General features: G+C 44.1%; 7 protein-coding genes, 11 tRNA genes and 4 rRNA genes. 20 read left to right on the forward strand and 2 right to left on the reverse strand.

Features of this window, described 5'->3' with window-relative positions:
- Positions 1-110 precede the first annotated feature (110 nt).
- The 15 genes from rrf (A2J09_RS19445) (at position 111) to rrf (A2J09_RS19515) (ending at position 6,451) form a co-directional block, all read left to right on the forward strand.
- Positions 111-226 (forward strand): 5S ribosomal RNA (rrf, locus tag A2J09_RS19445).
- Positions 227-236: 10 nt separating this feature from the next.
- Positions 237-312, forward strand: a tRNA-Val gene (locus A2J09_RS19450).
- A gap of 3 nt (positions 313-315) precedes the next feature.
- Positions 316-391: transfer RNA gene (locus A2J09_RS19455), tRNA-Thr, on the forward strand.
- Between the two features lie 8 nt (positions 392-399).
- A tRNA-Lys gene (locus tag A2J09_RS19460) sits at positions 400-475 on the forward strand.
- Positions 476-498: 23 nt separating this feature from the next.
- Positions 499-583 (forward strand) — tRNA-Leu (locus tag A2J09_RS19465).
- Positions 584-620: 37 nt separating this feature from the next.
- Positions 621-695 (forward strand) — tRNA-Gly (locus tag A2J09_RS19470).
- 5 nt (positions 696-700) lie between these two features.
- Positions 701-789, forward strand: a tRNA-Leu gene (locus A2J09_RS19475).
- 6 nt (positions 790-795) lie between these two features.
- Positions 796-872: transfer RNA gene (locus A2J09_RS19480), tRNA-Arg, on the forward strand.
- Between the two features lie 9 nt (positions 873-881).
- Positions 882-958, forward strand: a tRNA-Pro gene (locus A2J09_RS19485).
- 13 nt (positions 959-971) lie between these two features.
- Positions 972-1,047 (forward strand) — tRNA-Ala (locus A2J09_RS19490).
- 150 nt (positions 1,048-1,197) lie between these two features.
- Positions 1,198-2,749: ribosomal RNA gene (locus A2J09_RS19495) — 16S ribosomal RNA — on the forward strand.
- A 93-nt stretch (positions 2,750-2,842) separates the two neighbouring features.
- Positions 2,843-2,919 (forward strand) — tRNA-Ile (locus A2J09_RS19500).
- A gap of 12 nt (positions 2,920-2,931) precedes the next feature.
- A tRNA-Ala gene (locus tag A2J09_RS19505) sits at positions 2,932-3,007 on the forward strand.
- Positions 3,008-3,221: 214 nt separating this feature from the next.
- Positions 3,222-6,149 (forward strand): 23S ribosomal RNA (locus tag A2J09_RS19510).
- 186 nt (positions 6,150-6,335) lie between these two features.
- A 5S ribosomal RNA gene (gene rrf, locus A2J09_RS19515) occupies positions 6,336-6,451 on the forward strand.
- The 16S, 23S and 5S rRNA genes sit together here with 11 tRNA genes alongside, the layout of an rRNA operon.
- Positions 6,452-6,541: 90 nt before the next feature.
- Here rrf (A2J09_RS19515) and A2J09_RS19520 read toward each other — a convergent pair.
- On the reverse strand, positions 6,542-7,213 hold the full coding sequence (locus A2J09_RS19520; protein WP_036160581.1) for a LytTR family DNA-binding domain-containing protein: 672 nt from the start codon (positions 7,211-7,213) through the stop codon (positions 6,542-6,544).
- Between the two features lie 214 nt (positions 7,214-7,427).
- Between A2J09_RS19520 and aceA the strand changes: the two genes are divergently transcribed.
- The gene (gene aceA, locus A2J09_RS19525; protein WP_012292404.1) at positions 7,428-8,711 is read left to right on the forward strand and encodes an isocitrate lyase; all 1,284 of its coding nucleotides are present in this window, start codon (positions 7,428-7,430) and stop codon (positions 8,709-8,711) included.
- Between the two features lie 103 nt (positions 8,712-8,814).
- The gene (gene aceB / locus A2J09_RS19530) at positions 8,815-10,413 is read left to right on the forward strand and encodes a malate synthase A (RefSeq protein ID WP_031418044.1); all 1,599 of its coding nucleotides are present in this window, start codon (positions 8,815-8,817) and stop codon (positions 10,411-10,413) included.
- 222 nt (positions 10,414-10,635) lie between these two features.
- On the opposite strand, the gene A2J09_RS19535 is transcribed toward aceB, so the two are convergent.
- Positions 10,636-11,304: an O-methyltransferase gene (locus tag A2J09_RS19535; RefSeq protein WP_012292406.1), complete on the reverse strand. Its 669-nt coding sequence runs from the start codon at positions 11,302-11,304 to the stop codon at positions 10,636-10,638.
- Positions 11,305-11,431: 127 nt separating this feature from the next.
- On the opposite strand from A2J09_RS19535, the gene A2J09_RS19540 reads away from it, so the two are divergent.
- From A2J09_RS19540 to A2J09_RS19550, 3 genes are all read left to right on the forward strand, one after another.
- Positions 11,432-12,322: a LysR family transcriptional regulator gene (locus A2J09_RS19540; protein ID WP_031418047.1), complete on the forward strand. Its 891-nt coding sequence runs from the start codon at positions 11,432-11,434 to the stop codon at positions 12,320-12,322.
- 73 nt (positions 12,323-12,395) lie between these two features.
- The gene (locus tag A2J09_RS19545; RefSeq protein ID WP_012292408.1) at positions 12,396-12,791 is read left to right on the forward strand and encodes a GntR family transcriptional regulator; all 396 of its coding nucleotides are present in this window, start codon (positions 12,396-12,398) and stop codon (positions 12,789-12,791) included.
- Positions 12,792-12,794: 3 nt separating this feature from the next.
- The gene (locus tag A2J09_RS19550) at positions 12,795-13,889 is read left to right on the forward strand and encodes a DUF1648 domain-containing protein (protein ID WP_031418049.1); all 1,095 of its coding nucleotides are present in this window, start codon (positions 12,795-12,797) and stop codon (positions 13,887-13,889) included.
- The last annotated feature ends 27 nt before the right edge of the window (positions 13,890-13,916 follow it).

The raw sequence follows: 13,916 nt of genomic DNA on the forward strand, positions 1-13,916 counted from the left end.
TGAAGCATTCAATGAACCGTTTATCCAGTTTTGAAAGAATAAGAAAGTTTTTAAAAAAACTTGCATTTTATAACTACATATGTTATAATAAATCTTGTCTTTTGAATAAGTCTAGTGATGATGGCAAAGAGGTCACACCCGTTCCCATACCGAACACGGAAGTTAAGCTCTTTAGCGCCGATGGTAGTTGGGGGCTTCCCCCTGTGAGAGTAGGACGTCGCTAGGCATAATACCCAGGAGGATTAGCTCAGCTGGGAGAGCATCTGCCTTACAAGCAGAGGGTCGGCGGTTCGAGCCCGTCATCCTCCACCATTTGCCGGTTTAGCTCAGCAGGTAGAGCAACTGACTTGTAATCAGTAGGTCGTGGGTTCGATTCCTATAGCCGGCACCATTTTAGACGAGCCATTAGCTCAGTTGGTAGAGCATCTGACTTTTAATCAGAGGGTCGAAGGTTCGAGTCCTTCATGGCTCACCATTTATAAGTACCAACCATATTAAGCGGGTGTGGCGGAATTGGCAGACGCACTAGACTTAGGATCTAGCGCCGCAAGGCGTGGGGGTTCGACTCCCTTCACCCGCACCATTTTTAAAATATGCCAGATAAAAAAACTTATGCACATGCGGAAGTAGTTCAGTGGTAGAACACCACCTTGCCAAGGTGGGGGTCGCGAGTTCGAACCTCGTCTTCCGCTCCAAATGTGCCGGGGTGGCGGAACTGGCAGACGCACAGGACTTAAAATCCTGCGGTAGGTGACTACCGTACCGGTTCGATTCCGGTCCTCGGCACCATTTTATGCGCCCGTAGCTCAATTGGATAGAGCGTCTGACTACGGATCAGAAGGTTATGGGTTCGACTCCTGTCGGGCGCGCCATAAAACGAACGGGAAGTAGCTCAGCTTGGTAGAGCACTTGGTTTGGGACCAAGGGGTCGCAGGTTCGAATCCTGTCTTCCCGACCATTTCCAAAAATATGGGGCCTTAGCTCAGCTGGGAGAGCGCCTGCCTTGCACGCAGGAGGTCAGCGGTTCGATCCCGCTAGGCTCCACCATTCAACTTATTTAACTAAATGAACCTTGAAAACTGAACAAGCAAAACGTAATCAATAAAGTTTTAAGTAGCTAGCCTAGCTAGTGAACGAAACAAAATTTTGGACATCAAAATTGATGCCAGCAAAACAATTTGAGCTAATCAAATTTCTTTTATGGAGAGTTTGATCCTGGCTCAGGACGAACGCTGGCGGCGTGCCTAATACATGCAAGTCGAGCGAACAGAGAAGGAGCTTGCTCCTTTGACGTTAGCGGCGGACGGGTGAGTAACACGTGGGCAACCTACCTTATAGTTTGGGATAACTCCGGGAAACCGGGGCTAATACCGAATAATCTGTTTCACCTCATGGTGAAATATTGAAAGACGGTTTCGGCTGTCGCTATAGGATGGGCCCGCGGCGCATTAGCTAGTTGGTGAGGTAACGGCTCACCAAGGCGACGATGCGTAGCCGACCTGAGAGGGTGATCGGCCACACTGGGACTGAGACACGGCCCAGACTCCTACGGGAGGCAGCAGTAGGGAATCTTCCACAATGGGCGAAAGCCTGATGGAGCAACGCCGCGTGAGTGAAGAAGGATTTCGGTTCGTAAAACTCTGTTGTAAGGGAAGAACAAGTACAGTAGTAACTGGCTGTACCTTGACGGTACCTTATTAGAAAGCCACGGCTAACTACGTGCCAGCAGCCGCGGTAATACGTAGGTGGCAAGCGTTGTCCGGAATTATTGGGCGTAAAGCGCGCGCAGGTGGTTTCTTAAGTCTGATGTGAAAGCCCACGGCTCAACCGTGGAGGGTCATTGGAAACTGGGAGACTTGAGTGCAGAAGAGGATAGTGGAATTCCAAGTGTAGCGGTGAAATGCGTAGAGATTTGGAGGAACACCAGTGGCGAAGGCGACTATCTGGTCTGTAACTGACACTGAGGCGCGAAAGCGTGGGGAGCAAACAGGATTAGATACCCTGGTAGTCCACGCCGTAAACGATGAGTGCTAAGTGTTAGGGGGTTTCCGCCCCTTAGTGCTGCAGCTAACGCATTAAGCACTCCGCCTGGGGAGTACGGTCGCAAGACTGAAACTCAAAGGAATTGACGGGGGCCCGCACAAGCGGTGGAGCATGTGGTTTAATTCGAAGCAACGCGAAGAACCTTACCAGGTCTTGACATCCCGTTGACCACTGTAGAGATATGGTTTCCCCTTCGGGGGCAACGGTGACAGGTGGTGCATGGTTGTCGTCAGCTCGTGTCGTGAGATGTTGGGTTAAGTCCCGCAACGAGCGCAACCCTTGATCTTAGTTGCCATCATTTAGTTGGGCACTCTAAGGTGACTGCCGGTGACAAACCGGAGGAAGGTGGGGATGACGTCAAATCATCATGCCCCTTATGACCTGGGCTACACACGTGCTACAATGGACGATACAAACGGTTGCCAACTCGCGAGAGGGAGCTAATCCGATAAAGTCGTTCTCAGTTCGGATTGTAGGCTGCAACTCGCCTACATGAAGCCGGAATCGCTAGTAATCGCGGATCAGCATGCCGCGGTGAATACGTTCCCGGGCCTTGTACACACCGCCCGTCACACCACGAGAGTTTGTAACACCCGAAGTCGGTGAGGTAACCTTTTGGAGCCAGCCGCCGAAGGTGGGATAGATGATTGGGGTGAAGTCGTAACAAGGTAGCCGTATCGGAAGGTGCGGCTGGATCACCTCCTTTCTAAGGATATTTTCGGAATACAAACCTTGGGTTTGTAAGATTACGTTTTGCGTTCAGTTTTGAAGGTTTATTAATCATATAAAACTTCCAAGAGGGCCTATAGCTCAGCTGGTTAGAGCGCACGCCTGATAAGCGTGAGGTCGATGGTTCGAGTCCATTTAGGCCCACCATATATACCTCTTGGGGCCTTAGCTCAGCTGGGAGAGCGCCTGCCTTGCACGCAGGAGGTCAGCGGTTCGATCCCGCTAGGCTCCACCAAACTTGTTCTTTGAAAACTGGATAAAACGACATTGAAATTGTAACAAACACATTTATTTTTTAAGTTTTTTTTATAGGCTTAATAACATGATAAGGTTTTCAGACACGAGCAGTTCTAGGCAGCAATCGAGTAAATAAAGGAGCGTACTTCAGTACGTGACTGATTGAACGAGTGAGGCTGACAACGAAATGTGAAGTGTATGGAAAGCTGATAGGTTAAGTTATTAAGGGCGCACGGCGAATGCCTTGGCACTAGGAGCCGAAGAAGGACGGCACTAACACCGATATGCTTCGGGGAGCTGTAAGTGAGCTTTGATCCGGAGATTTCCGAATGGGGGAACCCACTACGTTTAATCGCGTAGTATCTTGACGTGAATACATAGCGTCTTGAAGGCAGACCCAGGGAACTGAAACATCTAAGTACCTGGAGGAAGAGAAAGAAAAATCGATTCCCTGAGTAGCGGCGAGCGAAACGGGAAGAGCCCAAACCAAGAGGCTTGCCTCTTGGGGTTGTAGGACACTCAATACGGAGTTACAAAAGAGCGAGTTAGATGAAGCGACTTGGAAAGGTCCGCCAGAGCAGGTAAAAGCCCTGTAGTCGAAAGTTCGTTCTCTCCTGAGTGGATCCTGAGTACGGCGGAACACGTGAAATTCCGTCGGAATCCGGGAGGACCATCTCCCAAGGCTAAATACTACCTAGTGACCGATAGTGAACCAGTACCGTGAGGGAAAGGTGAAAAGCACCCCGGAAGGGGAGTGAAAGAGATCCTGAAACCGTGTGCCTACAAGTAGTTAGAGCCCGTTAATGGGTGATAGCGTGCCTTTTGTAGAATGAACCGGCGAGTTACGATTACGTGCGAGGTTAAGCTTTAGAAGGCGGAGCCGCAGCGAAAGCGAGTCTGAATAGGGCGAAATAGTACGTGGTCGTAGACCCGAAACCAGGTGATCTACCCATGTCCAGGGTGAAGGTAAGGTAACACTTACTGGAGGCCCGAACCCACGCACGTTGAAAAGTGCGGGGATGAGGTGTGGGTAGCGGAGAAATTCCAATCGAACTTGGAGATAGCTGGTTCTCTCCGAAATAGCTTTAGGGCTAGCCTCGTGATGAGAATACTGGAGGTAGAGCACTGTTTGGACTAGGGGGCCATCCCGGTTTACCGAATTCAGACAAACTCCGAATGCCAGATATTTATACACGGGAGTCAGACTGCGAGTGATAAGATCCGTAGTCAAAAGGGAAACAGCCCAGACCACCAGCTAAGGTCCCAAAGTAATCGTTAAGTGGAAAAGGATGTGGCGTTGCACAGACAACCAGGATGTTGGCTTAGAAGCAGCCATCATTTAAAGAGTGCGTAATAGCTCACTGGTCGAGTGACGCTGCGCCGAAAATGTATCGGGGCTAAACGATTCACCGAAGCTGTGGATTGACATCTACGATGTCAGTGGTAGGAGAGCGTTCTAAGTGCGTTGAAGTCAGACCGGAAGGACTGGTGGAGCGCTTAGAAGTGAGAATGCCGGTATGAGTAGCGAAAGACGGGTGAGAATCCCGTCCACCGTATGACTAAGGTTTCCTGAGGAAGGCTCGTCCGCTCAGGGTTAGTCGGGACCTAAGCCGAGGCCGATAGGCGTAGGCGATGGACAACAGGTTGATATTCCTGTACCACCTCCTCACCGTTTGAGAAATGGGGGGACGCAGTAGGATAGGGTAAGCGCGCTGTTGGTTATGCGCGTCCAAGCAGTAAGGCGTGTGTGTAGGCAAATCCGCACACTGTAACGTTGAGCTGTGATGGCGAGTCCGTATGGACGAAGTTCCTGATTTCACACTGCCAAGAAAAGCCTCTATCGAGGTGAGAGGTGCCCGTACCGCAAACCGACACAGGTAGTCGAGGAGAGAATCCTAAGGTGTGCGAGAGAACTCTCGTTAAGGAACTCGGCAAAATGACCCCGTAACTTCGGGAGAAGGGGTGCTCTTGAGCGTGCAAGCGCATGAGAGCCGCAGTGAATAGGCCCAGGCGACTGTTTAGCAAAAACACAGGTCTCTGCAAAACCGTAAGGTGACGTATAGGGGCTGACGCCTGCCCGGTGCTGGAAGGTTAAGAGGAGTGGTTAGCGCAAGCGAAGCTGCGAATTGAAGCCCCAGTAAACGGCGGCCGTAACTATAACGGTCCTAAGGTAGCGAAATTCCTTGTCGGGTAAGTTCCGACCCGCACGAAAGGCGTAACGATCTGGGCACTGTCTCAACGAGAGACTCGGTGAAATTATAGTACCTGTGAAGATGCAGGTTACCCGCGACAGGACGGAAAGACCCCGTGGAGCTTTACTGTAGCCTGATATTGAATTTTGGTACAACTTGTACAGGATAGGTAGGAGCCAGAGATCTCGGAGCGCCAGCTTCGAAGGAGGCGTCGGTGGGATACTACCCTGGTTGTATTGAAATTCTAACCCATGCCCCTTAGCGGGGCAGGAGACAGTGTCAGGCGGACAGTTTGACTGGGGCGGTCGCCTCCTAAAAGGTAACGGAGGCGCCCAAAGGTTCCCTCAGAATGGTTGGAAATCATTCGTAGAGTGTAAAGGCACAAGGGAGCTTGACTGCGAGACCTACAAGTCGAGCAGGGTCGAAAGACGGGCTTAGTGATCCGGTGGTTCCGCATGGAAGGGCCATCGCTCAACGGATAAAAGCTACCCCGGGGATAACAGGCTTATCTCCCCCAAGAGTCCACATCGACGGGGAGGTTTGGCACCTCGATGTCGGCTCATCGCATCCTGGGGCTGTAGTCGGTCCCAAGGGTTGGGCTGTTCGCCCATTAAAGCGGTACGCGAGCTGGGTTCAGAACGTCGTGAGACAGTTCGGTCCCTATCCGTCGTGGGCGTAGGAAATTTGAGAGGAGCTGTCCTTAGTACGAGAGGACCGGGATGGACACACCGCTGGTGTACCAGTTGTCTTGCCAAAGGCATCGCTGGGTAGCTATGTGTGGACGGGATAAGTGCTGAAAGCATCTAAGCATGAAGCCCCCCTCAAGATGAGATTTCCCATTACGCAAGTAAGTAAGATCCCTCAAAGACGATGAGGTAGATAGGTTCGAGGTGGAAGTGTGGTGACACATGGAGCTGACGAATACTAATCGATCGAGGACTTAACCAAAAAGTTTGAAGCATTCAATGAACCGTTTATCCAGTTTTGAAAGAATAATTTCTTTTATAAAGGGTTTCAAGATACGAGTAGTTCGAGGAAGCAATGGAGAGAGGGAAGGAGCGTACTCAAGTACGTGACTGACTGAACGACAGAAGCTGACGAAGAAATGCGATGTATATTGAAAGCCGAACATAGTCTAGTGATGATGGCAAAGAGGTCACACCCGTTCCCATACCGAACACGGAAGTTAAGCTCTTTAGCGCCGATGGTAGTTGGGGGCTTCCCCCTGTGAGAGTAGGACGTCGCTAGGCACTAGAAAGACCAGAGAATCTTTTCTCTGGTCTTTTTTCGTTTTCAACAAAAAAATTAAAGCTGTCTCTTGAGTAAGACAGCTAATATATTTAAAACTCAAGCGCACTTCTCAGGTTATTAATATACGATTGACTCACTGGTAACTCACTACCATCCATTAATGTAATAATAAAGTTCGATGTCAAATCACGCGCCATTTTTTTTATAAAATAAATATTTACGATATAGGATCTATGAATACGAATAAAGTATGAGGGCAATCTTATTTGAAGTTCTTTAAGGGTGATGTTTGTTTTAAATTGTTCACGCTCTACATAAAACCATGTCTTTTTTTGAAGACTTTCAATATGAGATACTTTATTAATGGCTACAGGATTCCATTCTTCATCTTGTTTTCCTGTTATAAACTCAAATGCTTCTGTCTTTTTAGTAGTGAAAGTAGATGGCAGTATAACTACTAGAGCAGCTGGTTCATCCTGAATGAGTATCGGATAGCCGATACCGTAAAAGGGTGTATCGCATGACAAATTATCTAAAATTGTTTCTGTTTTTTTCTGTGTGCGCAAGACTTGATCAGCAATACTTCCAGGTAACACTTGTTGACCCACCTCTAAATGGACACTATGATGCCTAGGATGAATAAAGATATAAGAATTATCGACAGCAATTGCAACGGATGAATCAGTAGGAATCCAGTCTCTTAACATTGTAATATATTGTTCTAAAATATCTTTTGTGCAAGAATTTAACTCATTGCTCATTGTTAATTTCCCCCTTGTTTGTAAATAATCATCCAAATTTCGTCGCGGAAAAGAATAGCTTTATCATGGAAATTTGGCCTTTTATCAAAAAATAATGAAAATTCAAACACTCTGTTATATATTAATTTACAACAAATAAACCTGTTATGGAACAGTTATTTAAAAGTTTTTTAACAGAGTATATTGTACACAAAGGGGAAGGTGGAATTTCAATATGTCAACTCGTCAAGAAAGAATCCAAACTTTAGAAAAACAATGGGCTGAAAACCCTCGCTGGGCTGGTATTGAACGCACATATTCGGCTGAAGAGGTTGTTAAACTACAAGGTACTGTAGTAATTGAACAAACTTTGGCAAGAAAAGGTGCCACTCGACTATGGAATTCATTACATGAGGAACCGTTTATTAATGCACTGGGTGCATTAACAGGTAATCAGGCAGTACAGCAAGTTAAAGCTGGACTCAAAGCTATCTATCTATCGGGCTGGCAAGTAGCTGCGGATGCAAACCTTTCGGGTCAAATGTATCCAGATCAATCACTATACCCAGCCAATTCTGTACCAGCAGTAGTTAAACGAATAAATCAAGCACTTCAACGAGCAGATCAAATTGATCATGCTGAAGGACGTGTCGATCAATTTGACTGGTTTGCTCCAATTGTAGCAGATGCAGAGGCAGGTTTCGGAGGACCTCTTAATGTATTTGAGCTTGTTAAAGGCATGGTGGAAGCAGGGGCAGCTGGTGTTCACCTTGAAGATCAGTTAGCTTCAGAGAAGAAATGTGGTCATCTAGGCGGTAAAGTTTTACTTCCAACACAAAACGCTGTACGTAATTTAGTAGCTGCGAGATTAGCAGCTGACGTTATGGGTGTTGATACAATTCTAATCGCTCGTACAGATGCTGATGCTGCAGATATGGTTACTTCAGATATCGACCCACGTGATGCAGAGTTTATTACTGGTGAACGTACTCCTGAAGGTTTTTTCCGTACAAAGGCAGGCATCAAACAAGCAATTGCTCGTGGCTTAGCTTACGCACCATACGCTGATTTAATTTGGTGTGAAACTTCTAAACCATCACTTGAGGAAGCTCGTGAATTTGCAGAAGCTATTCATGCGGAATTCCCAGGTAAAATGCTTGCATACAACTGCTCACCTTCATTTAACTGGAAAGCAAATCTTTCAGAAGAGGAAATTGCAGAGTATCAGCGTGAGCTTGGTAAGCTAGGTTATAAATTCCAGTTTGTTACTTTAGCAGGATTCCATGCATTAAACCACTCTATGTTTGAGTTGGCACATGATTATAAAGATAATGGTATGGCTGCATATTCTAAGCTACAGCAAGCTGAGTTTGCTTCCGAATCTAAAGGCTATACAGCGACACGCCATCAACGCGAGGTAGGTACTGGATACTTTGATGAAATTTCTCAAGTTATTTCAGGTGGTACATCTTCAACAACGGCAATGGCTGGATCGACAGAAACTGAACAGTTCGTATAAAAAATGCGTGTCTTCCTAAATTCATAATCATAGAGTCGTCTCCTCCGCTCCTCCTAAAGCGGAGGAAGACAAAACTAAAATCGCAAAGGTGGGTAAACAACTAATGAAACAAGCAACGACAGGTAAGCTTAAAATTGTTGGAGAACAAAATGAGCAAACAAATGAAATTTTAACACCTGAAGCTCTTGAGTTTGTTCTTGCCCTGCACGAGAAATTTGATGCTCGCCGTAAAGAGTTATTGAATGCTCGGCAGAAACGCCAAAAGCGTCTAGATGCGGGAGAGAAACTAGATTTCTTACCTGAAACAAAGCATATTCGTGAAGGAGATTGGTCAATTGCACCTCTTCCACAAGATTTGCAGGATCGGCGTGTTGAAATTACAGGGCCGGTTGACCGTAAAATGGTTATTAATGCTTTAAACTCTGGAGCAAAGATGTTTATGGCTTGCTTTGAGGATGCTTCTTCTCCAACATGGGAAAATATGATTGGTGGTCAAATTAATATGCGTGATGCTATTAATAAGACGATTGAATTTACACAAGCATCCAATGGTAAAACGTATAAGCTAAATGCTGAAACAGCCGTGTTACTAGTTCGTCCTCGAGGCTTACATCTGCTTGAAAAGCACGTACTTGTTCAAGGTGAACCGATTTCCGGAAGTTTCTTCGACTTTGGTTTGTATCTATTCCATAATGCTAAAAATGCACTGGCAAAAGGTACAGGACCTTATTTCTATCTACCGAAGCTTGAAAGCCATTTAGAAGCTCGACTATGGAACGATGTCTTTGTATTTGCGCAAGATTATATTGGCATTCCACAAGGTACTATAAAAGCAACTGTATTAATCGAAACTATATTAGCGGCATTTGAAATGGATGAGATTTTATATGAGCTACGTGAACATTCGGCTGGCCTGAATTGTGGACGTTGGGACTATATTTTCAGTTACATTAAACGCCTTCGTAATCAAGCTGATGTCATTTTACCAGACCGAGGTCAAGTTACAATGACCGTTCCATTCATGAAGGCTTATACATCTTTATGTATTCAAACTTGTCATAAGCGTAATGCACCAGCAATGGGTGGAATGGCTGCACAAATTCCGGTTAAAAATGATGATGAGGCGAATGCAGTGGCATTTGCAAAGGTTGCTGAAGATAAGCGACGTGAAGCAACAGAAGGTCATGATGGTACTTGGGTAGCACATCCAGGTATGGTGGCAACAGCAATGGAGCAATTTGATGCCATTATGCCGACACCTAACCAAATTCATAAAAAGCGAGAGGATGTACACGTTACTGCGGAAGATTTAGTAGCTGTACCAGAGGGCACGATTACCCTTGAAGGGCTTCGTGTTAACTGTAGTGTTGGTGTACAATATATTGCTTCATGGCTTCGTGGTAATGGTGCTGCACCCATTAACAATTTAATGGAGGATGCTGCAACAGCAGAAATTTCTCGTACACAAGTGTGGCAATGGATTCGACATCCCAAAGGTATTTTAGATGATGGACGCGGTATTACTTTAGCGTTTGTCCTTGAAATTCTGGAAGAAGAGCTTACGAAAATTAAAGAGGCTGTTGGGGAACAAGCCTATAACTGCGGTCGCTTTGACGAAGCTGCTGAACTGTTTAAATCTTTAATTGCGCAAGATGAATTCGCGGAATTCTTGACACTTCCAGGCTATGAAAAATTAGCGTAAATGTAAATCTACTAAAGCACATTCAGCTTTCCTATTAATAAAATGTGACGGGGTCTGTTCCCCCGTTACTAAAGAGATGAGCACTATTGTATTAAAGGGGTCTACTTATAAAAGTAATTTATAGGAAAAAGATGTCTTACAAGCTTAGATGGGGAGCTTAAAAGACATCTTTTTTAATTAATCCGCGTAACTGTTTTTCAAGCTACGCGGATTTTGCTTATATCAGTCGACTATGGCTAGGACAAAGCCATCATAGCCCTTGACGCCAACCGTTTGTATAGCTGTTGCTTCAATACGGGGCTCCAATTTTAGCAGATCTATAAATTGCTGTACGCCTCTAACACGTTCATCCTCACTATTTATATCTGTGACAGCTCCATTCCGCACTACATTGTCTGCAATAATAATAGCACCTGAATTCGCTAGCTTTAATGCCCACTTCAAATACTCAGGATTATTGGGCTTATCTGCATCAATAAAAATAACATCAAAAAATTGCCCTCTTTTTTTCAAATCTGGCAACGTATCCAATGCATGACCAACGATAATTTCAACCTTTTCCTCTAAGCCTGCATGTCGAATATTTTGCCGAGCAACAGAGGCATAGTCTTCATTTATTTCTAAAGTCACCACTTTCCCTTCTTTTGAGAGAGCTTGTGCTAAGCAGATACTGCTATAGCCACCAAGTGTGCCAATCTCTAATACATTAACGGCTCCTTTCAATTTTGTGAGTAAATACAAAAATCTCCCTTGAGTGGGGGATACATCAATTTCAGGTATACCGGCAGCTTTATTAGCTAGTAGTGCAGCATTAAGACAGCTGTTTTCTGGTAGTAGCTTATTGGTAAAATAATTATCTACATTATGCCAACTATTCAACTCTGTCATCATTGAGCCCTCATTTCTATATCGTTTAAAAGTGCAAGCTTGCATATAGAGTGTATGATAAAGTGAATCATAAAAAAAATATATTATAATTATTTATATATAACTAAATGTTATGGAAAGGGGTTAAATGATGAATATTCATGGCTTAAAATTGTTTTATCATGTTGCTACTACTGGTAGTTTCACAAAAGCGGCTGAATTATTATGTATTAGCCAGCCTGCTGTTTCGAGCCAAATTAAACGATTTGAGCATGAAATAGGTGTACAACTTTTTAAGCAGCAGGGGCGAGGGGTCGTACTTACGGAGTTTGGCAAAGCTCTAGCAGAGAAAGCTCAACATTTTATGGCCCTCGAACAGCATATAAAATCATTTGTAGAAGATTACCGCCTAGCAAAAGCGGGGGATTTACATATAGTAGCTACTTACCTACCAGCTAATTTTTTAATTCCCAAATGGGCGGCTGCATTTAAGGCTATGAATGAACATGTAAATTTAATGATTACAACAACGAATACCAAGGATGCCTTCGAGCAGCTTATACACTATAAAGCTGACATTGCCATATATGGTGGAGGAATTTCTGAGAGGCCTAAAGAAATATGGTGGGAGGAGATATACGAAGATGAATTATGGTTTGTAGTGTCGCCCCATCATAGGTATGCTCATCAAACCATTACATTAATTGAAATGTTTCAGGAGCCATTTATTATGAGAGAGAAAGGGAGTTCGATGAGGGAGCATCTTTTTTCCTTATGTCAAACGTACCAAGTAGAGCCCCCTAAAATTGCATTACAATTTAATGGGATTAATGAAACAATACGTTCCGTTATAGCAGGATATGGTGCGAACTTTATTTCCTCTCTTGCAGTTAGGGAATATGTGGAGAGTGGTCAATTGGCAAGAGTTATTATTAAAGATATACATCCGGTTAAACATAAAATTTCCATTTGTACGAGGAAGAATGAAAAGCAAAATTTACTGGTGCAAAATTTTATCGAGACGATTAAGCGCTCACTATAAATAATTTGTACTTCATGTACATTTAATAAATATTTGTTATACTAAGCATATAACAAATATGGAGCTGATAAACATGTTTATTCAAATAGAGACGCAATCGGAAGTTCCCATCTATGAACAAGTGACACGTCAAATCATTGAAGGGATAGCAAGAGGTGATATGAAGCAAGGGGAGACCTTACCATCTGTTCGGAGTTTAGCTGCTGACTTAGGTGTTAATATGCATACTGTTAATAAAAGCTATCATGAATTAGAGGCTAAAGGAATAATAGTTATACGAGCGAAATCGGGGGCCATTATACGTTCAACGGAGGAGAGGGCTTTGACGCCTGAGCAGCTACGACAAATTGAAAAGAATTTAAAGCCTGTTGTGGCAGAAGGTATGGTGCTCGGCGCAACAGTAGAACAAATTGAGCACATGATGAAAAAGGTGTTCGCAGACTTGCATATTCCAGCAGAGGGAGTGTAGCAAATGCTACTTGGTGTTTTTATATCTATATACATCATGACATTAGTTTTACAAATGATCGTTCCTTTTATCGTACGTGATACCATTGTTTTCGGTGTCACTGTGCCCGATCAAAACATTAAGCACCCTGCTCTAGCTAATTTGAAAAAACGTTATGCTCAAATAGTCGGAGGCACAGGTATTGTGTTTTTAATCGTTATGATTATTAGCTACAACTTATTTACCTCTGAATCCGTTCGAGGTATATTTTTACTCGGGTGTTTATGGAGCATGCTTACAGTGAGTATGGGGCTATACTGGGTATATCATCAAAAGATATCAGTCCTAAAAAGGCAGGAGCAGTGGGGCGTTAATATTAAACAAGTGCGTGCAGTCGATCTCACAGCAAGAAGCCGTGATGAGATGCTTCCTTGGTCATTCTTTGCTGTGCCTTTAGTGATATCAGGATTTTTAATTATTTATACAATCCTTCATTACGATAAAATGCCAGCTAATATAGCCGTACATTGGGGACCAAGTGGAGAAGCAGATGCGTGGAGAAACAAGACGTATTTAACAGCCATTTCTTTGCCCCTTATTATGCTAATGATACAATTCATGATGTGGGGCATTATTGATTCAATAAAACGTTCTGCCATCAAAATTGCGGTAAATCGCAAGGAGGAATCGCTGGAGGATCAGCTAAAGACTCGAAAATATATAAGTTGGCAAATTTTATTGGTAAGCTATGCTATAACAGTGTTATTAACGGTGTTGCAACTTAGTAATATCTATCCTGCTATGACTGTAGGCTATAAGCTACTACCGCTATTTATTTTATTTTTAGCTGTTGTGCTTGGTTCACTCTTAATTTATGTGGTGAAAAAGCGCAAATATAGAGTTCGGTACGAAAAAAATAGTGATTCACAGGTCATGGATGTGGATGAAGATCGTTATTGGAAGGGCGGTTTAATTTATATGAATCGACAAGATCCTTCAGTTTTTGTAGAGAAACGATTTGGGGTAGGTTGGACGATGAACCTTGCCAATCCAAGAGGATATATTGTCATTGGATTACCCTTTCTCTTATTACTGTTGATTTGTATATTTTCGTTATAAAATAATAGGGATCTATGATAAAAAATT

The organism is Lysinibacillus sphaericus, from assembly GCF_001629735.1.
Lineage (GTDB): Bacteria > Bacillota > Bacilli > Bacillales_A > Planococcaceae > Lysinibacillus > Lysinibacillus pinottii.